We start from the raw sequence: 25,024 nt of genomic DNA, 5'->3' as shown, positions 1-25,024 counted from the left end.
GGCCTACTTATCTCTGAAGCAGGCTAATAGTGATCACCTGACCAGATTGAGCACTGGCAAATTCGGATAAGTCGCCCAGTAGTTCGCGCCCAGTTTTAGTATCTAACCATAGCGGGGAGCCTAAAGTGCCCGCCCAACGGTAGTGATAACCGCCAGATTTAGCCGCCACCCAAATCTCGTGCAAAGGGGGCTGGGTATTGACCACTATCACGCTGCGATCTCTGAACCGAATATTAATCACGTTTCCACCCTGGCGCTCCACATCCAAATCGAGGTCTAGCGCATCGTCTGCAGCTTCTAGGGCCACTTCGATGGACTCCAATAAATTACTACCCAACTGATGAAATTGCTTATCGTCAATGGTTTCTACAGTTAAATTGGCTGGCTTCATATTCGAGTCCTGCATGCTATATTCAATCATTCGTTTTAGAGACATTCATGATAGCGATTCTTAAAAGAACTCTCGGCATTGGCCTGCTAATATCCCTAGTTGGATGTGGGGTTAGAGGTCCCCTGTATTTGCCAAATGTGCCGCCAGCACCTAGTCCTCCTGCTGAGCCAGAGCCCAAAGGCAAGCTTTATCCACCCCAAAGCCCTACTGCTAATAACTCCACATCGACCAAGCAATGACAAGTAAAGCGATTCCACTCCCCGACTTAGCTGGATTTACAGAACGAAATGGCACTTGGTATGCAGAGGAAATTCCGTTATCTGATTTGGCAAAAGAATTTGGCACGCCCCTGTATGTCTATAGCAAAAAAGCATTAACTGAGGCTTATCAGGCCTACGACAAAGCTTGTGTAGATTCCTCTGGCAAAAGACGAGCTCGCGTTCACTATGCGATGAAGGCAAATAGCAATTTAGCGGTGATTGATTGCTTTAAAAAATTAGGTTCCGGCTTTGACTTAGTCAGCGGCGGTGAATTAGCTCGCGCCCTAGCTGTTGGCGCAGATCCAAAAAGTTTAGTGTTTGCAGGTGTTGGTAAATCTGCTCATGAAATTGCGCAAGCCTTGCAAGCCGGCGTTAAATGTATCAATGTAGAGTCAATTGCAGAGCTACACCAAATTAATCGGGTTGCCACTAAGCTCAACTGCCGTGCCCCAATCTCCCTTCGCGTGAATCCTGATGTAGATGCGCAAACGCATCCTTACATTTCTACCGGATTAAAAGGCAATAAATTTGGTATCGCTTATCACGAGGTTTTAAAAACATATCGTGAAGCTGCCCTACTGTCACAAATTGATGTGGTTGGTATTGACTGTCATATTGGTTCGCAAATCACAAATACTTCACCCTATCTTGACGCGCTTGATAAAGTGCTTGAGCTAGTGACTCAATTGAAAAAAGAGGGTATTGAGATACACCATCTTGATTTAGGTGGAGGTCTTGGTATTTCTTATGGCGACGATAACCCGCCAGACATTACTGAGTTCACTAACACCTTACTCAATCGCGTTGCTGAACGTGGCTTTGGGCATCTTGATATAGTCTTAGAGCCTGGTAGATCCTTAGTGGGTAATGCTGGCCTGCTCTTGACGCAAGTGGAATATCTCAAGCCTGGTGCTGAGAAAAACTTTTGCATTGTGGATGCAGCAATGACAGAGTTAATGCGCCCAGCGCTCTACGAGGCATATCACGGAATCGTTCCAGCGCAAACTAAGCAAGTTACAAGCTCCACTTATGACGTCGTTGGACCCGTATGTGAATCTGGTGACTGGCTTGGAAGAGATCGTCAGCTTGCGGTTGAAGAAGGTGATCTGCTCGCTATTTTATCTGCTGGTGCCTATGGCTTTGTGATGGCTTCCAATTACAACACCAGACCAAAACCCGCAGAGATCATGGTTGACGGTAAGAATGCCTATGTTATTCGTGCACGTGAAAACATTGCTGATCTCTTTGCTAGTGAAGCCACCTTGCCAGATTCAATTTAATTCATTTCTCTTGGTAAATTCCAAGCAATAAAAAACCCCGCTACATCAGCGGGGTTTTGTTCTTTTACTTAAGTAATGATTAATGCAAGCCTGCCATGTAATCAGAAACCGCTTTCATCTCTTGATCAGAAAGTTTCGTGGCAATCGTTGTCATCTGAGTACTATTTTTACGAGTACCTTCACGGAAATTGACTAGCTGATTGTAGGAATATTCAGCCCACTGTCCGCCTTGGCGTGGATATTGCGCAGGAATACCTGCACCGTTAGGACTATGGCAGCCAGCGCAGGCTGGAACACCCTTTGATGCAATACCGCCACCATAAATACTCTTACCCAATGCAAGAGCATCTTTACTTTGGGCAACACCTTGGGATGGAGCCTGCTGAGAAAGGAAAGTGCCAATATTGATCATATCTTGCTCATTTAAGGGCATAGACATGCCCATCATGATGGCATTCACTCTAGTGCCTTCTTTAAAATTCTTTAACTGTTTCGCTGTGTATGCAGCATGCTGAGCAGACAACTTGGGCCAAGTAGCTACAGCGCTCTGACCCTTAGGGCCATGGCATGTAATACAGGCTACAACTCCGCGACTTGCATCTCCAGAGTTATAGAGTGATTCACCAGCAGCCGCATCAACCTTTGGCTTAGCTGGAACCGCGGCCTTTGTCTCTGCGGCGGGAGCCATGGGTGCCGGATCGGCAGCAAAAGCTTGTGGCGCAAGACCGCTTAGAGCGAAAATAGATAGAACTGCAAAGCCAGCACGTAAGCTAGTTAATTTGGAGATTTGAGGGGTTTGACGCATTATGTTTACCTTGGCAAAAATTCCTAAAAGTGTTTGGGCCCTACTTTTATAACCTTTTACCCAACACCATGAGATATTTCATGATTTTGCGTGATTTTACAATAGCTTCTGGACATGTCTAAACTCTTTCAAGCCCGATTTGCGACCACAGTCAATGACACCCATTGTCTACCTGCCACTCCACTCCGAGAGGTAGCCTTTGCTGGGCGCTCAAATGCGGGTAAATCCAGCGCAATTAATGTGCTTTGTAACCAAAAACGCCTTGCTTTTGCCAGTAAAACACCTGGGCGTACCCAGCACATTAACTATTTTGGCCTTTTTGCAAAAGATGATCTTTTGGCCTATCTGGTGGATTTGCCTGGATATGGCTATGCCGCCGTCAATCATGAGACCAAATACCATTGGAATGCCCTTCTCAGCGATTATCTGCAAGAGCGGGAGCAACTGGTAGGCATGGTACTGATTGTGGACTCCAGGCGCGGCATTACCGAGCTGGACGAGCAAATGATTGAATGGTTCGTCCCAACCGGCAAACCCATCCATATTTTGCTCAGTAAGTGCGACAAGCTCAATAAAAGTGAATCTAAGCACGCCTTAGAGGCGGTGCGCAAACAATTACAACAATATGATCCAGCCTTGCCTGATGGCAATGGTGATTCCAAGAAACTTACGGCACAATTATTCTCAAGCACCAAGCGCATTGGTCTCGAAGAGGCCGACAATATTGTTATTAAATGGTTATTTGCAGCGGAGACTCAAGAAGATGAAATCACAGGCTAACTCTGTATTGAGCTTTCCGGCTCATCGCCCTCGTCGTATGCGACGCGATGATTGGTCACGTCGCCTGATGCAAGAAAATCATCTCAGTACAAGTGACCTAATCTATCCAGTTTTTTTACTCGAGGGCACAAATCAATCTCAAGGCGTTGCCTCCATGCCTGGGGTTAATCGCGTATCACTCGATTTACTTTTTAGCGTTGCCGAAGAATGCGTCTCTTTAGGCATCCCCGTTCTAGCACTCTTTCCAGTGATTGATGCCTCTCTAAAAACACCTGACGGAAATGAAGCCTTCAATCCGAATGGCTTAGTTCCAAATGCAGTGCATGAACTCAAGAAACGCTTTCCTAATTTAGGCATCATGACCGATGTAGCGCTTGACCCTTACACAAGCCATGGTCAAGATGGCGTACTAGATGATCAAGGTCGCATCCTGAATGATGAGACTACGGCAATCTTGGTTCAACAAGCTGTTGCTCAAGCACAAGCTGGCGTTGATATCGTTGCACCATCGGACATGATGGATGGTCGTATCGGAAAAATTCGCGCAGCCTTAGAGCAAAAGAATCTGATACATACCCGCATCATGGCTTATTCCGCCAAATATGCGTCTGCTTTTTATGGCCCATTTCGTGATGCAGTTGGTTCAGCAAAAAATTTAGGTAAAGCTGATAAGAAAACCTACCAGATGGATTGCGCTAATACTGATGAGGCTTTGCGGGAGGTTGCTCTAGATATCAGTGAAGGTGCTGACATGGTAATGGTTAAACCTGGCATGCCTTACCTAGACATCGTTCGTAGAGTACGCGATGAATTTAACTACCCCACTTATGCCTATCAAGTGAGCGGTGAATACGCCATGCTCAAAGCTGCCGCGCAAAATGGTTGGCTTGATCATGATGCTGTGATGATGGAATCCTTGCTCGCCTTTAAGCGTGCTGGCGCTGATGGCATCTTGACCTACTTCGCAATCGAAGCAGCGCGCCTAATCAAAGCAAATAAATAATTATTTAGGTATGAATGGGTTCTATGCACATTCATATTTAAGATCCATTAATTTCCCAGCACCTTTTTCAAGCGCTCAACAAAGCGTTGTGGTGGCATGTAGCCAATTACCCGTTGATCTTTTAATTCTTCTGAGTTGAGATCAAAAATCAGAATTCCAGGCGGGCCAAATAATCCAAAGCGTTTCAATAAAGCCTGATTCTCGACACTATTCTTTGTTACATCCGCCTGCAGTAAAACAAATTTCTGTAGCTCCTCATTCACTGCGGGATTGGCAAACGTGTTGACCTCCATCTCCTTGCAAGAGATGCACCAGTCTGCATAAAAATCTAAGAGTACTAACTTCTTTTGCTCTTTTGCTTTGGATAAAAATTGGTCTAATTGCGCACTAGAGTCAATCACGACAAAACTAGCTGCTCCAATCTGATGTTGTCGCTGACCATTGACTACCGTCTTGCTTCCCGCTTCTCCGCTGCTACTTTGTATTAGCGGTGAAGCAATCCATGCCGCAGTAGCAACCAATAAAACACCCAATGTTCTTTGTAACCAAACCATCCAAATGCCAGTGGATGGAATTAAGATGCGAGCCTCAATGGCAATAAAGAAAAGCGGCAATCCCATGCCTAAAGCCATTACAAAAAGGAGTCCTGCCCCCAAACTCATTGAACCTGTTTGAGCAATAAAGGCGAGCACTCCAGCTAAGGGAGCGGTAATACAAGGACTGGCAACTAATGTTGAAATTCCACCTAAAGCAAAGGCGCCCGCAAAGCTACCGCCCTTGTGACGCCCCGCCAATTGGTCCACCTTTTGCTGCCATGAGTGTGGCATTCTGAGCTCGTATAGACCAAATAAACTCCCCGATAGGGCCAATAGCAGCAATGCAAACCCAATCAGCGCTGCAGGGCTTTGTAGGGCTCTTTGAACGCTACTCCCTAGCGCAGCCATCAAGACCCCTGCCAAGGCGTAGACGCAGGCCATCCCAAGCACATAGGCCGCGGCCAAGAGGCTCGCACGTCCCTTAGCAATGGATTGCTTGCCCTGCGCTCCAAACACGATGCTCGATAAAATAGGCAACATGGGAAGTACGCAAGGTGTAAAAGCTAAAGCCAAACCCAGAATGAAGAAGGCCAAGAATAAATATGCTGTGGGAGTGCTCTCTAAAAAGCGACTTATGGCATTCACATCATCGCGCTCACGCCAGACATCCATCAAGCTAAATACTTTTTTTGAATTCTTGTTTGAATCAACTCCATCCAATACTTCTGGTATCGGCCGCGCCTTTACTCCGGGACCCGAAAGTAAAAATTTCAGCGTCATTGGTGGATAACAAATTCCTGCTTCGGCACAACCCTGCAATTCCAATTCCACGTAGAGTGGCTTTCCTATTTCAGCTTTTTTATCTAGTGTAATAAGAAATGCCTGTTTATAAACCTGCATTTTCTTTTGAAAAGTCTCATCAAACTTTTCGATGCCAGCTGGGAACGATGTCTTCACAAGATCTAATTTATTCGGCTGAAAGCCTATCTTGAGATGGAGAGATTCCTGATAGATGTAGTAAGCCTTAGCCGGGAAAATTTCTATCTCGACATCATTTGTATTGGTCACCCATGTTGCTTCAGCCTGAAATGCTTTCTCAGGAGGGAGGAATTCCGGCGCCGCATATACATTGCTAATTACTACAAGCAATGTATATGCTAGGGGAATAAATTTACTAAGGAATTTCATTGAACTACTTTACCTCGGACTCTACCCATTTACCATAATGCGCCTCGTATTTTTCTGGGGCATAGGCAATCAACTCTGTTAGATCATAGGGATGATGAATTTTGATGAAGCTAGAAATATCAATCCATTTATCTGCAATTGTTTTTGCTGATAATAAAACTTCCTTTTCTTCGCAAATCTTGCCATCCCACCGATAGATGGAATGAACACCCTCTTGAATTTGTACGCAGGCCGCTAATTGGCCCTCAATCAGTTGATGCGCCATTTTCTTTGCGTCCTCTAGCGATGCAAAAGTGGTGACAACAATCAGTAACTCAGTAGATTTATCAGGGGTCATTTCATATTTATAACCGTATCAATGAAAAAAGCCAGACCGAAGCCTGGCTTTTAATCTTACTAAAGCACTTAAGCTGCTTCAGCTACTGCTGTTTCTTCAACTTCTGGGCGATCTACCAACTCAACCAAAGCCATAGGTGCATTGTCACCATGACGGAAGCCGAACTTCAAAATACGAAGATAACCACCTGGACGAGTTGCATAACGTGGGCCTAACTCTGTGAAGAGTTTGGTAACGATATCGCGATCACGTGTGCGATTGAATGCTAAGCGACGGTTTGCTAAGTTATCTTTTTTACCCAAGGTAATCAAAGGCTCAACAACCATGCGCAATTCTTTTGCTTTTGGCAAAGTGGTTTTAATCACTTCGTGCTCCAAAAGAGAATTGGACATGTTGCGCAGCATCGCTAAGCGATGTGATGATGTTCTATTTAGTTTGCGTAAGCCGTTTCCGTGACGCATGATGCTTCCTTTCTAATTATTTCTCGAGGTTAGCTGGAGGCCAGCTTTCGAGTTTCATGCCAAGACTTAAGCCACGAGCCGCCAATACATCTTTGATTTCATTCAAAGACTTACGACCTAAATTAGGCGTCTTCAACAATTCATTCTCAGTACGTTGAATTAAGTCACCGATGTAGTAAATGTTCTCAGCCTTCAAGCAGTTCGCAGAGCGCACTGTGAGTTCGAGATCATCAACCGGACGCATCAACATTGGATCAACCATTGAAGAGCGGCTTGGCGCGAGATCACCAGAAACTTCGCTACTTTCAAGGGCTGCGAATACAACCAATTGATCAACCAAAATAGTAGCGGCTTGACGAATTGCTTCTTCAGGAGACAACACACCATTTGTTTCGATTGTCATAACTAGACGATCTAGGTCGGTACGTTGCTCAACACGAGCAGATTCAACAGCATAGCTAACACGGCTTACTGGGCTAAATGAGGCATCCAGCACGATACGACCAATGATCTTGGTAGCTTCGTCATGGTATTGACGCATATTGCCTGGCACGTAGCCACGACCTTTTTCAACCTTGATCTGCATATCCAACTTGCCACCAGCTGACAAGTGAGCGATAACGTGATCAGGATTAATGATTTCTACATCATGTGGCAAGTCGATATCTTTTGCAGTAACTACGCCTGGACCTTCTTTACGCAAATTGATAGTAACTTCATCACGTGACTGCAACTTAAATACGATACCTTTGAGGTTCAACAAAAGGTTAACTACATCCTCTTGAACGCCATCTAATGTGGAGTATTCATGAACAACACCTGCAATTGCTACTTCAGTTGGCGCATAACCAACCATCGAGGACAACAAAACACGACGTAATGCATTGCCGAGTGTGTGGCCATAACCACGCTCGAACGGCTCCATAACAACCTTAGCTTGGTTGGCGGTAAGCGCTTCAACAGAAATAATTTTTGGCTTGAGCAAATTTGTTTGCATATTTTTTCCTTGAGAGTGCCTAATTAGCGTGAGTACAATTCGACGATCAAACTTTCATTAATTTCGCCGCTAATGTCTTCACGGTCAGGCACTTGCTTAAATGTTCCCTCCAGCTTGGCCGCATCGACTGATACCCAGCCAACTGCTGCCATCTGCTGAACCAAATTGAGTGATTCTGTAATACGAGCTTGCTTCTTCGCTTTTTCACGAATAGCAACTACATCACCAGGCTTGACCTGAATAGATGGAATATTTACTGGGCTACCATTGAGCAAAATTGCACAGTGGGAAACCAATTGACGCGCTTCAGCACGAGTAGAACCAAAGCCCATACGATAAACAACGTTATCAAGACGTGATTCCAACAACTGAAGTAATGTTGAGCCAGTATTGCCCTTACGACGCTCAGCTTCAGCGAAATAACGACGGAACTGACGCTCTAGAATTCCGTACATACGCTTTACCTTTTGCTTTTCACGCAATTGATTACCGTAATCGGATGTTCTTGAGCCAGATGTACGGCCATGTTGACCAGGCTTAGTATCTAACTTGCACTTGTCTGACAGGGCGCGACGTGCGCTCTTTAAAAATAAGTCGGTACCTTCCCGACGTGCTAATTTGGCCTTAGGCCCTAAGTAACGTGCCACGATGCTTTCCTTTCTTTGCCGCAGTCTTACGACTCACGGTGAGTTCACCCTTTAATTCAGATGAACAGTGGGCTTTAATAAAAACTACTAAAACTGTTGTACTGCCAACATCCAAGCTTAGATACGACGACGCTTTGGAGGGCGGCAACCATTATGTGGAACTGGAGTTACGTCTTGAATCTCAGTGATCTTGATACCCAAAGAGTTCAATGCACGAACTGCTGATTCACGACCTGGACCTGGGCCCTTGATCTGAACTTCTAAATTCTTGATTCCGCACTCAACAGCAGCTTTACCTGCTACCTCTGCTGCTACCTGAGCTGCAAAAGGAGTTGATTTACGTGAGCCCTTAAAGCCCTGTCCACCAGATGTTGCCCATGAAAGCGCATTTCCTTGGCGATCAGTGATCGTAATAATGGTGTTGTTAAAAGAAGCGTGAACGTGCGCAATACCATCAGCTACGTTCTTTTTAACCTTCTTGCGTGCGCGCTGTGAAGCTGCAGAAGCGGATTGTTGTTTTGCCATGTCAATAAACTTTCTTGATTATTTCTTGAGTTGCACGCCAGACTTACGTGGGCCCTTGCGGGTACGCGCATTAGTCTTAGTACGTTGACCACGAACAGGCAAGCCCTTACGATGACGAACGCCACGATAGCAGCCTAAGTCCATCAAACGTTTGATGCTCATCGTTACTTCACGACGAAGGTCACCTTCAGTGATGAACTTACCTACTTCATCACGTAACTTTTCCAAGTCAGCGTCAGTAAGATCTTTAACTTTTTTGTCGATAGCAACACCTGTGGTTTCACAAATTTTGCGAGCACGTGTTGTGCCAATGCCAAAAATTGCTGTTAAACCAATAACAGTATGTTGATGATTTGGGATATTTACCCCAGCGATACGTGCCATGAGATTTCCTCTTAATTAACCAGATCAGCCTTGACGCTGTTTATGACGTGCGTCTGAAGAACAGATCACGCGAACAACGCGTTTGCGCTTAATGATCTTGCAATTTCTGCAAATACACTTAACGGATGCTAAAACTTTCATAACTCACCTCTAAAAAAATATGTACTTCTTAATCTTTACTTTGCTCGGAAAATGATTCTGGCGCGCGTCAGGTCGTAAGGAGTCATCTCCACCGTCACCTTATCTCCTGGCAATATGCGGATGTAATGCATCCTCATCTTTCCAGAAATGTGCCCTAGAACCACATGTCCGTTCTCTAGCTTCACGCGAAACATTGCGTTCGGCAAATTCTCAATAATTTCTCCCGCCATCTGAATTACATCGTCTTTAGACATTCAGTTAAGCGCCCATCTTAAAGTTAGCTTTTTTCATTAAAGAACCATATTGTTGTTGCATTACGAATGACTGAACTTGAGCCATGAAGTCCATTGCAACAACGACAATAATCAACAATGAAGTACCGCCAAAATAGAATGGCACGTTGTACTTCAACACTAAGAATTCTGGCAACAAACAAACCAAAACCATATAAATTGCACCGGCCAATGTCAAACGTACTAAGATCTTGTCGATATAACGACCTGTTTGATCGCCAGGACGAATACCTGGAACAAAGGCACCGCTCTTCTTTAGATTCTCCGCTGTATCACGGCTATTGAAAACCAAAGCTGTGTAGAAAAAGCAGAAGAAAATAATCGCTGCCGCATACAAGATTGTGTAGACAGGCTGACCTGGGGCTAATGTTGCTGCCAAGTCTTTGATCACCTTGCTAAACATATTGCTTGGCTCACCTGATGTAAACCAGCCAGCAATCGTTGCAGGGAACAAAATAATAGATGAAGCAAAAATTGGAGGGATAACACCAGCCATGTTCAACTTCAATGGGAAGTATGAAGACTGACCGCCGTACACCTTATTGCCAACTTGACGCTTAGCGTAGTTCACCAAGATACGGCGCTGACCACGCTCTACAAACACTACAAAATAAGTTACTGCAATACAGATCACTACGATAAGCAATGCAGAGAGGATATTCATGGAACCGGTGCGAACTAATTCAAGCAAGCTACCGATTGCAGTTGGCAAGCCAGAAACAATGCCGCCAAAAATAATGATGGAGATACCATTACCAAGACCACGCTCAGTAATTTGCTCGCCAAGCCACATGAGGAACATAGTGCCAGTAACCAAAGTCACCACTGTGTTGAGTTCAAACATCAGGCCAGGGTTAATAACCAAACCTGGTTGGGCTTGCAAAGCAACGGAGATGCCTAAAGCCTGGAATGTCGCTAGGAGCACAGTGCCGTAACGGGTGTACTGAGTAATCTTGCGCTGTCCTGCTTGACCTTCTTTTTTCAGAGATTCTAGTGAAGGGATGACAATAGTCATCAACTGCATAATGATCGATGCAGAAATGTACGGCATGATTCCTAAGGCAAATACTGTGAAGCGAGATAAGGCACCACCCGAGAACAGGTTGAACATTCCTAAGATGCCATCTTTTTGACCGGAGAACAATTGTGCTAATTGGTCTGGATCAATACCAGGCACAGGGATATGCGCACCCAAACGGAACACGAGCAATGCTAAAACCAGGAATACCAAGCGTTGGCGTAATTCGCCAAACTTGCTTCCTGATTGAGCAATATTTGCTGCGTTGGTAGGTGCGAGTGCCATCGTTTACTTAAAGCTAATTAAACTAAGTCAACCAATTTGCCGCCAGCTGCTTCGATAGCTGCTTTTGCACCTGCAGTTGCAGTAATACCTTTGAGGGTTACAGCAATAGACAGTTCACCTGTCTTAATAACTTTAACTGAATTAATCTGCTCACCAGCAAAACCGTGGGCTCTCAAAACTAATAAATCCACTTCTGGCAAGTTGATTTTTGCTAAGTCATTCAAAGTAATTTGACCAACGTGACGACGTGTCAAGGACACGAAACCACGTTTAGGTAAACGACGATACATTGGCATCTGGCCGCCCTCGAATCCAACTTTGTGGAATCCGCCGGAACGTGACTTCTGACCTTTGTGACCACGACCAGCTGTTTTTCCAAGACCAGAACCGATACCGCGACCTACGCGACGACGATTTTTATTTGAGCCCGGTGCGGGTTTGAGTGTATTGAGTTGCATATTCTTCGCCTATTTACTTGCTAGTTATTAGCCAACGACTTTAACTAGATAAGAAACTTTATTAATCATTCCGCGAACAGCTGGTGTGTCTTCCAATTCTGAAACAGAATTGATACGACGCAGGCCTAAGCCGCGAACGGTTGCACGGTGGCTTTCGCGTGTGCCGATCAAGCTGCGTACTAATTGCAGTTTGACTTTGGAGTTAGTTGTTGTCATTTATAGATTCCTAATATTTGGTCTTAGCCGAGAATCTCTTCAACTGACTTACCGCGCTTAGCAGCAATTTCAGAAGGAGTACTCATCTTGCTCAAGCCATCAATCGTTGCACGAACCATGTTGTAAGGGTTTGTTGAGCCAAGTGACTTAGCAACAACATTAGTTACACCCATTACATCGAAAATGGCGCGCATTGGGCCACCGGCAATAACACCAGTACCGTCTTTAGCTGGAGAAATCATCACGCGTGATGCGCCATGTTTACCAATCACAGTATGCTGCAAAGTACCTTTACGCAAGGAAACCTTGATCATCTTGCGACGTGCTTCGTCCATTGCCTTTTGAACAGCAACTGGCACTTCTTTTGATTTACCTTTGCCCATGCCGATACGACCATCGCCATCGCCAACTACCGTAAGTGCAGCGAAGCCGAGAATACGACCACCCTTAACCACTTTAGTTACACGATTAACAGCAATCATCTTCTCGCGAAGACCATCATCACGCTCTTCGTTTTGCATCTTGGTTTGCATTTTTGCCATGTCTTTTTCCTAAACCTTTTTAGAACTTCAGGCCGGCTTCACGCGCAGCTTCAGCTAAGGCCTTAATACGGCCGTGGTAACGATGACCGGAACGATCAAAAGCAACATCAACAATGCCTGCCTTAACAGCACGCTCAGCAACTAACTTGCCGATTTGTTTAGCCGCTTCAGCGTTGCCGCCGTTTTTGATCGCTTGGCGCAAATCTTTTTCCATTGTTGAAGCAGCTGCTACAACCTTGGTTCCACATGGGCTATAAACCTGCGCAGAAATATGTGTGTTGCTACGGATAACTGTTAAGCGATTTGCCAATGCTTCGGCAATGCGAATACGAGTCTGCCTAGCACGTCTTTGTCTGGATTCGTCTTTATTCATTTTCTAATCTCGCTTACTTCTTCTTAGTTTCTTTCAGGTGCACAACCTCATCCACGTAGCGAACACCTTTGCCTTTGTATGGCTCTGGTGAACGGTATGCGCGAACTTCAGCAGCAACCTGGCCAACTTGCTGCTTGTTGGAGCCTTTGATAATGATTTCAGTTTGAGTTGGAGTCTCAGCTTTTACACCCTTTGGAAGGTTGTAAATAATGTCGTGTGAGAAACCTAACTGCAACTTCAATGATTCGCCCTGAGCTGCAGCACGGTAACCAACGCCCACCAAGCTGAGCTTGCGCTCAAAGCCAGTAGTTACGCCAACAACCATGTTGTTTACTAATGCGCGAGCCGTACCTGACTGTGCACCAGCTTCTGGTGTGTTGTTATTTAAAACAACTGTCAATACGCCATCTTCTTGTTTCAGACCAACAGAAGGATGCAAGTTGTGCGTCAAAGTGCCTAATGGGCCTTTAACAGTAATATTTGCACCATTGATGCTGATTTCAGCGCCCTTTGGGACTGGAATAGGTGATTTACCAACGCGGGACATATTTCTCTCCTTACGCGACGTAGCAAATAACTTCACCGCCAACGCCGTTTGCACGTGCTTTGCGGTCTGTCATTACGCCTTGTGGGGTTGAAATAATTGCAATACCTAAGCCATTCATTACTTCAGGAATGTCGTGGCGGCCTTTGTAGATGCGCAGACTTGGTGTCGAAACACGGTCGATACGCTCAATAACAGGGCGGCCTGCGTAGTATTTGAGTTCAATGTGTAGCACTGGCTTAGCTGCTTCACCTTTGATTTCAAAACTATCGATATAACCTTCATCCTGCAAGACTTTTGCAATAGCTACTTTAACTTTTGACGACGGCATCAAGACTACGGGTTTCTGCACTGCTTGCGCATTGCGGATCCTTGTCAACATGTCGGCGATTGGATCGCTGATACTCATGAGTTCTCCTAATTCTTTCGCCGCTTACCAGCTGGCCTTGGTTAAACCGGGGATTTCGCCACGGAAGGCGATTTCACGAATTTTGCTGCGCGCTAAACCAAACTTGCTGAATACACCGCGCGGACGACCGGTTAATGAACAACGATTTCTTTGACGAATCGGGCTTGCGTTACGTGGAAGTGCCTGTAGCTTCAAACGAGCCTCATAGCGCTCTTCATCGCTGCGTGATTGATCAGCAATGATTGCCTTGAGTTCAGCACGCTTCACAGCGTACTTCTCTACAGTTTTTGCGCGCTTATTCTCGCGCTCAATTAGGGATAGTTTTGCCACGTTAGCCTCTTAATTGCGGAAAGGGAATTTGAACGCTGCTAACAAAGCTTTTGCTTCTTCGTCAGTCTTAGCGGTCGTCGTAATACTGATATTGAGGCCACGGAGAGCATCAATTTTGTCGTATTCGATTTCTGGGAAAATGATTTGCTCTTTAACGCCGATGTTGTAGTTACCACGGCCGTCAAATGCTTTACCGGAAATTCCGCGGAAGTCACGTACGCGTGGCAAAGCAACAGTCACGAAACGATCTAAAAATTCGTACATGCGTGCGCCACGCAATGTCACCATGGCACCGATTGGGTAGCCTTGACGAATTTTGAAACCAGCAATCGCTTTTTTCGCTTTTGTCACAACTGGTTTTTGACCTGCAACTTTAGTCAAATCACCAACTGCATTTTCGATAATTTTCTTGTCATTCACTGCATCGCCAAGACCCATGTTCAGGGTTACCTTAGTGATACGTGGAACTTCCATTACCGACTTATAGCCAAACTTGGCGATCAAATCAGCAACAACTTTAGCTTGATAGTGTTCTTGAAAACGTGTGCTCATAATTTCTCCGTGCCCCTTATGCGCTTAAAGTTGCGCCAGTGGTTTTGAGGAAACGCTGCTTTTTACCATCAACGAGTTTGATACCAACACGTGATGGTTTGCCGTTACCGTCAACCACAGCCACATTAGAAATGTGAACAGGCATCGTTTTGTCAATCATGCCGCCAGTAACACCGGCTGCTGGATTTGGCTTAACGCTCTTTTTGTAAATATTTACGCCTTCGATCACTAATTTGTTCTCGAGAACGGCAGTAACAGTTCCTTGCTTGCCCTTATCGCGGCCAGTCAACAGAACTACTGAATCACCTTTACGAATCTTTTTCATATCAGCCTCTTAAATAACTTCGGGGGCGAGAGAAACGATCTTCATGAACTTCTCAGTACGCAACTCACGCGTTACTGGTCCAAAGATACGTGTGCCAATTGGCTCTAACTTAGCGTTGAGCAATACCGCAGCGTTGCCATCGAACTTAATCAATGATCCATCTGGACGGCGAACACCCTTAGCAGTTCTCACTACTACGGCGTTGTAAATATCACCTTTTTTTACACGGCCACGTGGAGCAGCGGACTTTACAGTCACTTTAATGACATCACCGATACTGGCATAACGACGCTTAGAGCCGCCCAATACCTTGATGCACAAAACTTCACTGGCGCCTGTGTTATCGGCGACCTGTAATCTACTTTCGGTCTGAATCATTTTTTAATCCCCAACTTGTTAGCCAAAGGCAAACAGTCTTGGTTCCGTCTATGGGCTTTAACGAAAGCTAAAACCCGGAATTAATGAAAAAACACTGCTTCTCTCAATAAAACCAGAGAAGCCGACTATCATACTACGTAAAACAGGGATTTGGCAATATATTTCGCCAAAATCCCCAATATTTCTTTAAATACCCTTTGATTCCTGAACCAAGCGGGTTACAACCCAAGATTTTGTACGTGAAATTGGCTTGGATTCAGCAATTTCAACGGTATCACCCATCTTGTATTGACCGGCTTCGTCATGCGCATGGTATTTTTTGGACTGTCCAACATATTTGCCATAAAGCGCATGTTTTACTTGGCGCTCAACTAGCACAGTCACAGTTTTTTGCATTTTATCGCTAACGACACGGCCCACTAGGGTGCGGCGTAAGGGTTTAGATAATTCTGTCATATCCCTTTTTCCTTATTTCTGTGCAGTTTTTTGGGTAATAAAAGTCTTAACGCGAGCAATTTCACGTTTAGTCTTACCCAATTGGCTGGTATTTGTGAGTTGCTGAGTACCTTTTTGCATACGGAGTTTGAAACTTGTCTTCAAGAGCTCTGTTAATTCTGCGTTCAAGGCAACCAGGTCTTTGGATGCTAATTCTGTCTTTTTCATAATTTCTATCCCGATCAACCTAAGTGGCGAATCACGAAAGTGGTTTGTAATGGCAACTTAGCAGCTGCAAGCTTGAAAGCTTCGCGCGCCAATGTTTCATCCACTCCATCCATCTCGTACAAAATCTTGCCTGGTTGAATTTCTGCTACGTAGTACTCTGGATTACCTTTACCGTTACCCATACGGACTTCAGCTGGCTTTTGTGAAATTGGCTTATCTGGGAAAATACGAATCCAGATACGACCACCACGCTTAATATGACGGGTCATTGCGCGACGTGCAGATTCAATCTGACGTGCAGTCAAACGACCACGGCCAATAGCTTTCAATCCAAAGTCACCAAAGGCTACTGAACTACCGCGTGTTGCCACGCCAGTGTTACGTCCCTTTTGCTCCTTGCGATACTTACGACGCTTTGGTTGTAGCATGCTTACTCTCCTGACTTCTGCGCTTCAGCACTTGCGGCTTCAACGGCTTTCGGTACACGCTTCACTGTTGGCTTAGCAGCAACCAAAGGCTTGCTGTCAGCTGCTGGTTTGCGTGCGGTTGTTTTGGCTGGTGCGCGACGTGGCTTCTTCTCATCAGCTACTGGCTCTGCTGTTACAGCTGGAGCATCAGCACCGCGACCTAATGTATCGCCTTTGTATACCCAAACTTTTACACCGATGATGCCGTATGTTGTTTCCGCCTCTGATGTAGCGTAATCAATATCAGCCTTCAATGTATGAAGTGGTACACGGCCTTCACGGTACCATTCGCGACGTGCGATTTCGGCACCGTTCAAACGACCAGAAGACATGATCTTGATTCCTTGTGCACCAAGGCGCATTGCATTTTGCATTGCACGCTTCATTGCACGACGGAACATGATGCGCTTTTCTAACTGCTGAGTAATAGAGTCAGCGATCAATTGAGCATCAACTTCAGGCTTACGAATTTCTTCGATGTTCACATGGACTGGAACGCCCATACGCTTCTGGAGTTCACGACGGAGAACTTCAATATCTTCACCTTTTTTACCGATCACAACACCTGGGCGTGAGCTGTAAATTGTGATGCGTGCGTTCTTTGCAGGACGCTCGATAATGACTTTACTTACGGATGCATTCTTTAACTTCTTCTTGAGATAGATGCGGACATCAACGTCCTCTTTGAGCATCTTTGCGAAATCAGTATTGTTTGCATACCACTTTGATGTCCAGTTCTTCGTTACCGAGAGTCGGAATCCGGTTGGGTTTATCTTTTGTCCCATATCTTCCCTTAGTTACTCAAGGTCACGGTGATGTGACATGTTTGTTTTTCGATTTGATTGCCACGACCCTTAGCGCGTGCTGTGAAGCGCTTCAAGGAAGTACCCTTATCAACAATAATTGTTGAAACCTTGAGCTCATCAATATCAGCACCCTTATTATGTTCAGCGTTGGCCATTGCGGACTCAACAACTTTCTTCACAATGAAGGCAGCTTTCTTGGGGCTGAAATTCAAAATGTTCAATGCGCGTGCAATTGGCAAACCACGGATTTGGTCAGCAACCAAACGTGTCTTTTGCGCAGAAATGCGGGCGCCTTTGTGAATAGCTTTAACTTCCATCATCATCCCCTTACTTCTTCGTTACTTTCTTGTCAGCAGCGTGACCTTTGAAAGTACGGGTCAAGGCAAATTCGCCTAACTTATGACCCACCATGTTTTCTGATACATATACCGGAACGTGTTGACGACCGTTGTGTACAGCAATCGTCAGACCAATAAAGTCTGGGAGGATTGTTGAACGGCGTGACCAAGTTTTGATCGGCTTTTTGTCTTTGTTGGCTTGTGCGACTTCAACTTTATTTACTAAGCTGGCTTCGCAAAATGGGCCTTTTTTAGCTGAACGTGTCATATCTATTTATCCTTATCGCTTAACGTTTTTGACGACGTTGAACGATCATCGAAGTTGTACGCTTATTGCGACGTGTACGATAACCTTTGGTTGGTGTGCCCCATGGGGATACAGGTACACGGCCTTCGCCAGTTCTACCTTCACCACCACCGTGTGGGTGATCTACTGGGTTCATTGCCACACCGCGAACGGTTGGGCGAATACCACGCCAGCGATTTGCACCAGCTTTACCGATAACGCGCAAGCTGTGCTCTTCATTACCAACTTCACCAATAGTGGCACGGCAATCGATCAAAATACGACGTACTTCACCAGAGCGCAAGCGCACCTGAGCGTATACACCTTCACGAGCCAATAACACTGCAGAACCACCAGCGGAACGGGCGATTTGAGCGCCCTTGCCTGGCAACATCTCTACACAGTGAATCGTGCTACCAACTGGAATGTTGCGAATTGGCAAGTTGTTACCAGACTTGATCGGGGCTTCTGAGCCACTCATCAATGCCTGACCAACAGTCATGCCTTTTGCAGCAAGAATATAGCGACGCTCACCATCAGCAAACACGATTAATGCAATATTTGCACTGCGGTTTGGATCGTATTCTAAGCGTTCAACTTTTGCTGGAATACCATCTTTGTCGTTGCGTTTGAAATCAACAACACGATAGTGATGCTTATGACCACCACCTTTATGACGGGTAGTGATGTGACCATTATTATTACGACCTGCTTTTTGGAACTGTGGCTCTACCAACGCTGCAAAAGGTTTACCTTTATGCAGGTCAGGATTTACCACCTTGACCATTGAGCGACGACCTGGTGAGGTCGGTTTTGTCTTCATCAAAGGCATGATTAATTCGCCTCCGCTTCAAAGTTAATTTCTTGACCTGGCTTCAAGCTTACGTAGGCCTTCTTAGTGTGGTCACGACGACCTTCAAAACGGCCATAGCGCTTTGGCTTACCTTTTTGATTCACGATTTGAACAGAGTCAACTTGCACTTTAAAGAGCAATTCAACCGCTTGTTTCACATCGCTCTTGTTAGCGTCGCGTGTAACTTGGAATACCACTTGTTCGTTTTTCTCTGCAACCATAGTTGCTTTTTCAGAGATAACCGGTCCAAGCAGAACCTTCATCAAGCTGTGATCGTTTTTACGGACTTGGCTCATTTCAGCAACTCCTCAATTTTTGCGATCGCTGCTTTGCTTACCAATACTTTTTTGTATTGAACTAAAGCTAATGGATCAGCGTGCTGTGGCTCACATACAGCAACCTTATGCAAGTTGCGTGATGCCAAGTACAAATTCTCGCTAACCTGATCAACGATGATCAAGACTGAATCCAAGCCCATTGCTTTAACTTTGTCAGCTAAAACTTTAGTCTTTGGAGCATCAAGATTAAATTGGTCAACAACATTCAAACGACCTTCGCGAGCTAACTGAGACAAAATTGATCTCATACCAGCGCGGTACATTTTCTTGTTTACTTTTTGGCTGAAATTTTCTTCAGGTGAATTCGGGAATATACGACCACCTCCACGCCACAGCGGGGAAGAGCTCATACCAGCACGTGCACGACCAGTACCTTTTTGACGCCAAGGTTTTTTGGTTGTGTGCTTAACTTGCTCACGGTCTTTTTGTGCACGGTTACCGCTACGTGCATTTGCTTGGTAAGCCACAACTACTTGGTGTACCAATGCTTCGTTATATTCGCGCTCGAATACTTCTGGCGAGGCTTGAACGCCTGCGCCCAAAGTTCCGTTGTCTTGGAGAAGCTTAAGTTCCATATTCGCTCTCCTTATTTCTTCTTCAACGGTGTTTTCACCGCTGGAGTAACAATTACTTTACCGCCTGGGGCGCCTGGAATAGCGCCTTTAACCATGATGAGATTACGTTCTGCATCAATGCGTGCGATGACTAAATTTTGTACAGTGCGTGTTTCATCACCAAGGTGGCCAGTCATGCGCTTACCTGGGAAAACACGACCTGGATCTTGCGCCATACCGATGGAACCTGGCACGTTATGTGAACGTGAGTTACCGTGTGACGCGCGACCTGAAGCGAAGTGATGGCGTTTGATAGTACCGGCGTAGCCTTTACCAATCGTTACACCTTGTACGTCCACTTTTTGGCCAGCAGCAAATGCAGTGTCAGCAGGAATTACTTGGCCTGGAGTCATTTCTGCGATTTTTGCTGCATCTAATTGGAATTCGTTGAGACCGTTACCAGCCATCACACCCGCTTTAGCGAAGTGACCAGCCATTGCTTTGGTAACGCGAGTAGCTCTACGTGTGCCATGTGCCAACTGGATAGCATCATAGCCATCAGTTGCCTGGGTCTTGATTTGAGCGATTCTGTTGTCGCTCACGTCAATTACGGTGACAGGAATTGCTTCCCCTTCGTCCGTAAATAGACGGGTCATGCCGATCTTGCGACCGATTAAGCCTAAGCTCATATTCATGCTCCACGCCGACTTCGATTGGTCGGCAAAATTAATTTAAGTGATTTACAAGTAAAAGTACTTCTAAATCAATAAGTTACAACGTTTTTAATGCTGATAGAACTTCAGAATTCGCCCAAATAATTGAGCGAAGCCTTAGATTCTATCCCGAAAGGTCAGTCTTGGCAAGCGCTAAGACTGGAAATACTGAATTACTGCAACTTAATTTCGACGTCCACACCTGCAGGGAGGTCTAATTTCATCAAAGCATCCACTGTTTTCTCTGTAGGATCAACAATATCCATCAAACGCAGATGGGTACGAATCTCTAACTGGTCACGTGATGTCTTGTTTACGTGTGGTGAACGCAGAATATCAAAGCGCTCGATACGTGTTGGCAAAGGTACTGGACCCTTAACAACTGCCCCAGTGCGCTTAGCTGTATCAACGATTTCAGCTGCGGACTGGTCGATCAAACGGTAATCAAATGCTTTAAGACGAATACGAATTTTTTGGTTTTGCATATTAATTCCAAAGAGCGTTGTGGTGCTGCCACGTTATATTTCTAAAGAGCTCGGTGACATCAGCAGCACTGATGTCACCGGTTAGCAAACCGCTAAATATTGATTACTGATTAATACCTAAATCTATTAAGCCAAAATCTTCGCAACCACGCCGGCGCCAACAGTACGGCCACCTTCACGGATCGCAAAACGTAAACCTTCTTCCATCGCGATTGGTGCGATGAGTTTGACGGTAATCGTGACGTTATCACCAGGCATCACCATTTCTTTGTCTTTTGGCAACTCGATTGAACCCGTTACGTCCGTAGTACGGAAGTAAAACTGGGGACGATAGTTGTTAAAGAATGGTGTATGACGGCCACCTTCGTCTTTACCCAAGATATAAACCTCGGCTGTAAAGTGAGTATGTGGGGTGATTGAACCTGGCTTAGCCAATACTTGGCCGCGCTCAACTTCTTCACGTTTTGTACCGCGTAACAAGATACCCACGTTATCGCCTGCTTGACCTTGGTCGAGCAATTTGCGGAACATTTCAACACCAGTACAAGTTGTCTTGAGTGTTGGCTTGATGCCGATAATTTCAATCTCTTCACCAACCTTCACGATACCGCGCTCGATACGACCTGTAACAACAGTACCGCGACCGGAGATAGAGAACACGTCCTCTACTGGCATCAAGAACGCACCGTCAACAGCACGCTCTGGAGTTGGGATGTAGGTATCTAATGCTTCAGCCAATTTCATGATGGCTTCTTTACCCAATGGGCCTTCGTCGCCTTCAAGTGCTAACTTAGCAGAACCTTGAACGATTGGTGTGTCATCACCTGGGAAGTCGTACTTAGATAAAAGCTCACGAACTTCCATTTCAACTAACTCTAACAATTCAGCGTCATCCACCATATCGCACTTGTTCAAAAATACGATGATGTAGGGAACACCCACTTGGCGTGCCAAGAGGATGTGCTCACGAGTTTGTGGCATTGGGCCGTCAGCTGCAGAGCAAACCAAAATAGCGCCGTCCATCTGAGCGGCACCAGTAATCATGTTCTTAACGTAGTCAGCATGTCCTGGGCAATCCACGTGTGCGTAGTGACGATTAGCTGTCTCGTACTCAACGTGTGCTGTATTAATCGTAATACCGCGTGCTTTTTCTTCTGGAGCAGCATCGATCTGATCGTATGCTTTTGCTTCGCCACCGAATGCCTTAGAAAGCACAGTTGCGATCGCTGCTGTCAATGTGGTTTTACCGTGGTCAACGTGACCAATGGTGCCAACGTTTACGTGCGGTTTTGTCCGCTCAAACTTTTCTTTTGCCATTTTTTTGTCTGCTTTCTTAGCTAGTCAATATTCAAAATAATGTGGATAAATTACTTCGCTTTAGCAGCCATCACTGCTTCAGCAACGTTCTTAGGTGCTTCGGAATAATGCTTAAATTCCATGGTGTAGGTAGCGCGACCTTGGGTCAACGAGCGCAAGCCAGTTGAGTAACCAAACATCTCTGCCAATGGCACTTCAGCGCGAACGATCTTTCCGCCCCCTGGAATGTCATCCATACCTTGCAAAATACCGCGACGTGATGAGAGGTCACCCATTACGTTACCCATGAAATCTTCTGGTGTTTCAACTTCAACAGCCATCATTGGTTCAAGCAATACTGGTGATGCTTTGCGCATACCGTCTTTGAATGCCATTGAGCCCGCCATCTTAAATGCGTTTTCGTTGGAGTCAACGTCATGGTATGAACCGAAGAACAATGTTGCTTTGATATCTACAACTGGGTAACCAGCCAAAATACCGGAGTTCAATGTTTCGATGATGCCTTTTTCAACTGCAGGAATGTATTCACGTGGAACTACACCGCCCTTAATTGCGTCAACGAATTCAAAACCTTTACCCGGGGCTTGTGGCTCTAACTTCAATACCACGTGACCGTATTGACCGCGACCACCAGACTGCTTAACGAATTTGCCTTCGATTTCTTCGCAAACCTTACGAATTGTTTCGCGGTACGCAACTTGTGGCTTACCAACAGTTGCCTCAACACCGAATTCACGCTTCATACGGTCAACTAAAATTTCCAAGTGGAGCTCGCCCATGCCGGAAATAATAGTTTGGCCTGACTCTTCGTCGGTCTTGACACGGAAAGAAGGATCTTCTTGTGCCAAACGATTTAAGGCTAGACCCATTTTTTCTTGGTCAGCCTTTGTCTTTGGCTCAACTGCCTGAGAGATCACTGGCTCTGGGAATACCATGCGCTCCAAAATAACGATACTATCTGGATCACACAATGTTTCGCCTGTTGTTGCGTCTTTTAAACCAACTGCAGCTGCGATATCGCCAGCAAATACTTCTTTAATTTCTTCACGCTCGTTTGCATGCATCTGCAACAAACGACCAACACGTTCTTTCTTACCCTTGATTGGGTTGTAGATCGTGTCGCCAGATTTCATTACACCTGAGTAAACACGGAAGAAGATGAGCTGACCAACAAATGGGTCAGTCATGATCTTAAATGCCAATGCCGAGAATTTCTCATCATCAGCAGCTCTGCGTGTTGTAGGTGTACCGTCTTCCAATTCACAAGGAACTGGCGGAACATCTAATGGTGAAGGCAGCAATTCAACCACTGCGTCCAACATCGCCTGAACACCTTTATTTTTGAAAGCTGTTCCACACATCATCGGAATGATTTCATTAGCAATAGTACGTTGACGCAATGCTGTTTTAATTTCTTCCTCGGTCAACGCTTCGCCACCAAGGTATTTTTCCATCAGCTCTTCTGAGCTTTCAGCAGCAGCTTCAAGCAACTTCTCGCGCCACTCTTCAGCGGAGGCTTGTAACTCAGCAGGAATTTCTTCGTAGGTAAATTTAGTACCTTGTGATTCCTCATCCCAATAGATAGCCTTCATCTTTACCAAGTCCACAACACCCTTGAAGTTTTCTTCAGCGCCGATAGGAATTTGGATCAAGATAGGATTTGCTTTAAGACGCAATTTCATCTGGTCATAGACCTTGAAGAAATTCGCGCCCGTGCGGTCCATCTTGTTAACGAATGCCAAACGTGGAACTTGATACTTATTAGCTTGACGCCAAACAGTTTCAGATTGTGGCTGTACACCACCTACCGCACAGTAAACCATGCAAGCGCCATCCAAAACGCGCATTGAACGCTCAACTTCAATCGTGAAGTCTACGTGTCCTGGGGTATCAATAATATTGATGCGGTGCTCTGGAAAATTACCAGCCATGCCCTTCCAGAACGTTGTAGTAGCAGCAGAAGTAATCGTGATACCACGCTCTTGCTCTTGCTCCATCCAGTCCATAGTTGCAGCGCCATCATGTACTTCACCGATCTTGTGATTAACACCGGTGTAGAACAAAACGCGTTCTGTTGTTGTTGTCTTACCTGCGTCAATATGCGCAGAGATACCGATATTGCGGTATCTGTCGATAGGGGTTTTACGTGCCACTGTTGGTACCTTTTCTTTGCTGTGCGATTAGAAGCGGAAATGTGAGAAAGCTTTGTTAGCTTCTGCCATACGGTGAACTTCTTCGCGCTTCTTCATTGCTCCGCCGCGACCTTCTGCAGCTTCTAATAATTCATTGGCCAAACGTTGAGCCATGGATTTTTCACCGCGCTTTTTAGCGGCTTCGCGCACCCAGCGCATTGCCAAAGCTGAACGGCGTGATGGGCGAACTTCAACAGGAACCTGGTAGTTAGCGCCACCAACACGACGACTTTTCACCTCAACCATTGGCTTAACGTTGCCCATAGCTGTTGAGAAAACTTCGAGTGGTTCTTTGTTTGCTTTTTTCTCGATGTGATCAAAGGCACCGTAAACGATACGCTCTGCAACCGATTTCTTGCCGTCCAACATCAGGACGTTCATGAATTTTGCTACCTCTACATTGCCGAATTTTGGATCAGGCAAGATTTCCCGTTTGGGAACTTCACGACGACGTGGCATAACTACTCCTTCAGTTCAGTTAGGGGTGGCCTATATGGATCACCCACTTCGGCCGTCCTACTATCTAGCAACTGAAATAAATTAGTCTCTAGACG

General features: G+C 45.5%; 40 protein-coding genes. 4 read left to right on the top strand and 36 right to left on the bottom strand.

From position 1 onward, the window contains the following. Positions 1-7 precede the first annotated feature (7 nt). Positions 8-391 carry an iron donor protein CyaY gene (gene cyaY / locus ICN27_RS00600; protein ID WP_216268571.1) on the bottom strand — a complete coding sequence of 128 codons (384 nt, stop codon included), beginning with the start codon at positions 389-391 and terminating at the stop codon, positions 8-10. A gap of 47 nt (positions 392-438) precedes the next feature. Between cyaY and ICN27_RS10375 the strand changes: the two genes are divergently transcribed. Together ICN27_RS10375 and lysA are read left to right on the top strand one after the other, a co-directional pair. After that, positions 439-630: a lipoprotein gene (locus ICN27_RS10375; protein ID WP_223146582.1), complete on the top strand. Its 192-nt coding sequence runs from the start codon at positions 439-441 to the stop codon at positions 628-630. Further along, a complete protein-coding gene (gene lysA / locus ICN27_RS00595) occupies positions 627-1,931 on the top strand; it encodes a diaminopimelate decarboxylase (protein ID WP_216268570.1) in 1,305 nt (434 codons plus the stop codon). Before ICN27_RS10375 ends, lysA begins: the two co-directional genes overlap by 4 nt. 79 nt (positions 1,932-2,010) lie before the next feature. On the opposite strand, the gene ICN27_RS00590 is transcribed toward lysA, so the two are convergent. Then, on the bottom strand, positions 2,011-2,736 hold the full coding sequence (locus tag ICN27_RS00590; protein ID WP_216268569.1) for a cytochrome c: 726 nt from the start codon (positions 2,734-2,736) through the stop codon (positions 2,011-2,013). Between the two features lie 114 nt (positions 2,737-2,850). Here ICN27_RS00590 and yihA point away from each other — a divergent pair, with 114 nt between their 5' ends. Both yihA and hemB read left to right on the top strand, forming a co-directional pair. Further along, the gene (gene yihA / locus ICN27_RS00585; RefSeq protein ID WP_216268568.1) at positions 2,851-3,516 is read left to right on the top strand and encodes a ribosome biogenesis GTP-binding protein YihA/YsxC; all 666 of its coding nucleotides are present in this window, start codon (positions 2,851-2,853) and stop codon (positions 3,514-3,516) included. Further along, positions 3,500-4,519 (top strand): porphobilinogen synthase, encoded by a 1,020-nt coding sequence (gene hemB / locus ICN27_RS00580; RefSeq protein WP_216268567.1) that lies wholly within the window; start codon positions 3,500-3,502, stop codon positions 4,517-4,519. The genes yihA and hemB overlap by 17 nt, the downstream gene beginning before the upstream one ends. Before the next feature lie 47 nt (positions 4,520-4,566). Here the strand turns inward: hemB and dsbD are convergent, their stop codons facing one another. The 34 genes from dsbD to rpsG all read right to left on the bottom strand — a co-directional run bounded on the left by dsbD (position 4,567) and on the right by rpsG (position 24,929). After that, positions 4,567-6,243, bottom strand: coding sequence for a protein-disulfide reductase DsbD (dsbD, locus tag ICN27_RS00575; protein ID WP_216268566.1), 1,677 nt, complete (start codon positions 6,241-6,243; stop codon positions 4,567-4,569). Between the two features lie 4 nt (positions 6,244-6,247). Further along, on the bottom strand, positions 6,248-6,580 hold the full coding sequence (cutA, locus tag ICN27_RS00570) for a divalent-cation tolerance protein CutA (protein ID WP_216268565.1): 333 nt from the start codon (positions 6,578-6,580) through the stop codon (positions 6,248-6,250). A gap of 68 nt (positions 6,581-6,648) precedes the next feature. After that, the gene (gene rplQ / locus ICN27_RS00565; protein WP_215308700.1) at positions 6,649-7,041 is read right to left on the bottom strand and encodes a 50S ribosomal protein L17; all 393 of its coding nucleotides are present in this window, start codon (positions 7,039-7,041) and stop codon (positions 6,649-6,651) included. A 16-nt stretch (positions 7,042-7,057) separates the two neighbouring features. Continuing rightward, complete coding sequence (gene rpoA / locus ICN27_RS00560) at positions 7,058-8,038, bottom strand: DNA-directed RNA polymerase subunit alpha (RefSeq protein ID WP_015420255.1); 981 nt, start codon at positions 8,036-8,038, stop codon at positions 7,058-7,060. A 23-nt stretch (positions 8,039-8,061) separates the two neighbouring features. Next, positions 8,062-8,685 carry a 30S ribosomal protein S4 gene (gene rpsD / locus ICN27_RS00555; protein ID WP_215308699.1) on the bottom strand — a complete coding sequence of 208 codons (624 nt, stop codon included), beginning with the start codon at positions 8,683-8,685 and terminating at the stop codon, positions 8,062-8,064. Positions 8,686-8,802: 117 nt separating this feature from the next. Beyond that, a complete protein-coding gene (gene rpsK, locus ICN27_RS00550; RefSeq protein WP_011901923.1) occupies positions 8,803-9,210 on the bottom strand; it encodes a 30S ribosomal protein S11 in 408 nt (135 codons plus the stop codon). A gap of 18 nt (positions 9,211-9,228) precedes the next feature. After that, entirely contained in the window at positions 9,229-9,594 is a 366-nt protein-coding gene (rpsM, locus tag ICN27_RS00545) for a 30S ribosomal protein S13 (RefSeq protein ID WP_215308697.1), read from the bottom strand. A 24-nt stretch (positions 9,595-9,618) separates the two neighbouring features. Then, a complete protein-coding gene (rpmJ, locus tag ICN27_RS00540) occupies positions 9,619-9,735 on the bottom strand; it encodes a 50S ribosomal protein L36 (protein WP_012357167.1) in 117 nt (38 codons plus the stop codon). Positions 9,736-9,770: 35 nt separating this feature from the next. Further along, on the bottom strand, positions 9,771-9,989 hold the full coding sequence (gene infA, locus ICN27_RS00535) for a translation initiation factor IF-1 (RefSeq protein WP_015420252.1): 219 nt from the start codon (positions 9,987-9,989) through the stop codon (positions 9,771-9,773). Positions 9,990-9,993: 4 nt separating this feature from the next. Further along, entirely contained in the window at positions 9,994-11,331 is a 1,338-nt protein-coding gene (gene secY, locus ICN27_RS00530) for a preprotein translocase subunit SecY (RefSeq protein ID WP_215308695.1), read from the bottom strand. 17 nt (positions 11,332-11,348) lie between these two features. After that, positions 11,349-11,789 (bottom strand): 50S ribosomal protein L15, encoded by a 441-nt coding sequence (gene rplO / locus ICN27_RS00525; RefSeq protein WP_215308693.1) that lies wholly within the window; start codon positions 11,787-11,789, stop codon positions 11,349-11,351. Positions 11,790-11,816: 27 nt separating this feature from the next. Beyond that, positions 11,817-12,005, bottom strand: a complete 189-nt coding sequence (gene rpmD / locus ICN27_RS00520) for a 50S ribosomal protein L30 (RefSeq protein ID WP_046329387.1) — start codon at positions 12,003-12,005, stop codon at positions 11,817-11,819. A gap of 23 nt (positions 12,006-12,028) precedes the next feature. After that, positions 12,029-12,547, bottom strand: coding sequence for a 30S ribosomal protein S5 (gene rpsE, locus ICN27_RS00515; RefSeq protein ID WP_015420248.1), 519 nt, complete (start codon positions 12,545-12,547; stop codon positions 12,029-12,031). A 19-nt stretch (positions 12,548-12,566) separates the two neighbouring features. Further along, positions 12,567-12,920 (bottom strand): 50S ribosomal protein L18, encoded by a 354-nt coding sequence (rplR, locus tag ICN27_RS00510; RefSeq protein ID WP_046329386.1) that lies wholly within the window; start codon positions 12,918-12,920, stop codon positions 12,567-12,569. A 13-nt stretch (positions 12,921-12,933) separates the two neighbouring features. Further along, the gene (rplF, locus tag ICN27_RS00505; protein WP_215308692.1) at positions 12,934-13,467 is read right to left on the bottom strand and encodes a 50S ribosomal protein L6; all 534 of its coding nucleotides are present in this window, start codon (positions 13,465-13,467) and stop codon (positions 12,934-12,936) included. 10 nt (positions 13,468-13,477) lie between these two features. Further along, complete coding sequence (rpsH, locus tag ICN27_RS00500; protein ID WP_015420245.1) at positions 13,478-13,873, bottom strand: 30S ribosomal protein S8; 396 nt, start codon at positions 13,871-13,873, stop codon at positions 13,478-13,480. 24 nt (positions 13,874-13,897) lie between these two features. Beyond that, positions 13,898-14,203: a 30S ribosomal protein S14 gene (gene rpsN / locus ICN27_RS00495; protein ID WP_015420244.1), complete on the bottom strand. Its 306-nt coding sequence runs from the start codon at positions 14,201-14,203 to the stop codon at positions 13,898-13,900. Between the two features lie 9 nt (positions 14,204-14,212). Beyond that, positions 14,213-14,755 (bottom strand): 50S ribosomal protein L5, encoded by a 543-nt coding sequence (gene rplE, locus ICN27_RS00490; protein ID WP_046329383.1) that lies wholly within the window; start codon positions 14,753-14,755, stop codon positions 14,213-14,215. Between the two features lie 16 nt (positions 14,756-14,771). Next, positions 14,772-15,080, bottom strand: coding sequence for a 50S ribosomal protein L24 (rplX, locus tag ICN27_RS00485; RefSeq protein WP_011901911.1), 309 nt, complete (start codon positions 15,078-15,080; stop codon positions 14,772-14,774). Positions 15,081-15,089: 9 nt separating this feature from the next. After that, complete coding sequence (rplN, locus tag ICN27_RS00480; protein ID WP_015420241.1) at positions 15,090-15,458, bottom strand: 50S ribosomal protein L14; 369 nt, start codon at positions 15,456-15,458, stop codon at positions 15,090-15,092. 186 nt (positions 15,459-15,644) lie between these two features. Further along, positions 15,645-15,914 carry a 30S ribosomal protein S17 gene (rpsQ, locus tag ICN27_RS00475; protein ID WP_076024550.1) on the bottom strand — a complete coding sequence of 90 codons (270 nt, stop codon included), beginning with the start codon at positions 15,912-15,914 and terminating at the stop codon, positions 15,645-15,647. 12 nt (positions 15,915-15,926) lie between these two features. Continuing rightward, a complete protein-coding gene (gene rpmC, locus ICN27_RS00470; protein WP_015420239.1) occupies positions 15,927-16,121 on the bottom strand; it encodes a 50S ribosomal protein L29 in 195 nt (64 codons plus the stop codon). 14 nt (positions 16,122-16,135) lie between these two features. Continuing rightward, positions 16,136-16,549, bottom strand: a complete 414-nt coding sequence (rplP, locus tag ICN27_RS00465) for a 50S ribosomal protein L16 (RefSeq protein WP_088526677.1) — start codon at positions 16,547-16,549, stop codon at positions 16,136-16,138. Between the two features lie 2 nt (positions 16,550-16,551). Further along, positions 16,552-17,373, bottom strand: coding sequence for a 30S ribosomal protein S3 (gene rpsC, locus ICN27_RS00460; protein WP_215308688.1), 822 nt, complete (start codon positions 17,371-17,373; stop codon positions 16,552-16,554). 8 nt (positions 17,374-17,381) lie between these two features. Then, positions 17,382-17,714 carry a 50S ribosomal protein L22 gene (gene rplV / locus ICN27_RS00455; RefSeq protein ID WP_205621309.1) on the bottom strand — a complete coding sequence of 111 codons (333 nt, stop codon included), beginning with the start codon at positions 17,712-17,714 and terminating at the stop codon, positions 17,382-17,384. A 7-nt stretch (positions 17,715-17,721) separates the two neighbouring features. Continuing rightward, the gene (gene rpsS, locus ICN27_RS00450) at positions 17,722-18,000 is read right to left on the bottom strand and encodes a 30S ribosomal protein S19 (RefSeq protein WP_046329379.1); all 279 of its coding nucleotides are present in this window, start codon (positions 17,998-18,000) and stop codon (positions 17,722-17,724) included. A 19-nt stretch (positions 18,001-18,019) separates the two neighbouring features. Continuing rightward, on the bottom strand, positions 18,020-18,850 hold the full coding sequence (gene rplB, locus ICN27_RS00445) for a 50S ribosomal protein L2 (RefSeq protein ID WP_015420235.1): 831 nt from the start codon (positions 18,848-18,850) through the stop codon (positions 18,020-18,022). Positions 18,851-18,852: 2 nt separating this feature from the next. Next, positions 18,853-19,167, bottom strand: a complete 315-nt coding sequence (gene rplW, locus ICN27_RS00440) for a 50S ribosomal protein L23 (RefSeq protein ID WP_076024545.1) — start codon at positions 19,165-19,167, stop codon at positions 18,853-18,855. Further along, positions 19,164-19,784 carry a 50S ribosomal protein L4 gene (gene rplD, locus ICN27_RS00435; RefSeq protein ID WP_015420233.1) on the bottom strand — a complete coding sequence of 207 codons (621 nt, stop codon included), beginning with the start codon at positions 19,782-19,784 and terminating at the stop codon, positions 19,164-19,166. The genes rplW and rplD overlap by 4 nt, the downstream gene beginning before the upstream one ends. Before the next feature lie 11 nt (positions 19,785-19,795). After that, positions 19,796-20,452, bottom strand: a complete 657-nt coding sequence (rplC, locus tag ICN27_RS00430; protein WP_015420232.1) for a 50S ribosomal protein L3 — start codon at positions 20,450-20,452, stop codon at positions 19,796-19,798. A 197-nt stretch (positions 20,453-20,649) separates the two neighbouring features. Next, positions 20,650-20,961 (bottom strand): 30S ribosomal protein S10, encoded by a 312-nt coding sequence (gene rpsJ, locus ICN27_RS00425; protein ID WP_011901899.1) that lies wholly within the window; start codon positions 20,959-20,961, stop codon positions 20,650-20,652. Between the two features lie 126 nt (positions 20,962-21,087). Further along, the gene (tuf, locus tag ICN27_RS00420; protein ID WP_215308680.1) at positions 21,088-22,278 is read right to left on the bottom strand and encodes an elongation factor Tu; all 1,191 of its coding nucleotides are present in this window, start codon (positions 22,276-22,278) and stop codon (positions 21,088-21,090) included. A 50-nt stretch (positions 22,279-22,328) separates the two neighbouring features. After that, positions 22,329-24,431 carry an elongation factor G gene (gene fusA / locus ICN27_RS00415; protein WP_215308686.1) on the bottom strand — a complete coding sequence of 701 codons (2,103 nt, stop codon included), beginning with the start codon at positions 24,429-24,431 and terminating at the stop codon, positions 22,329-22,331. A 27-nt stretch (positions 24,432-24,458) separates the two neighbouring features. Beyond that, positions 24,459-24,929, bottom strand: a complete 471-nt coding sequence (gene rpsG / locus ICN27_RS00410; protein ID WP_015420229.1) for a 30S ribosomal protein S7 — start codon at positions 24,927-24,929, stop codon at positions 24,459-24,461. Positions 24,930-25,024 lie beyond the last annotated feature (95 nt).

It is taken from the genome of Polynucleobacter sp. Nonnen-W13 (genome assembly GCF_018881735.1).
In the GTDB taxonomy this organism is placed as follows: Bacteria; Pseudomonadota; Gammaproteobacteria; order Burkholderiales; family Burkholderiaceae; genus Polynucleobacter.
This window is presented reverse-complemented; position numbering and strand designations above follow the sequence as displayed.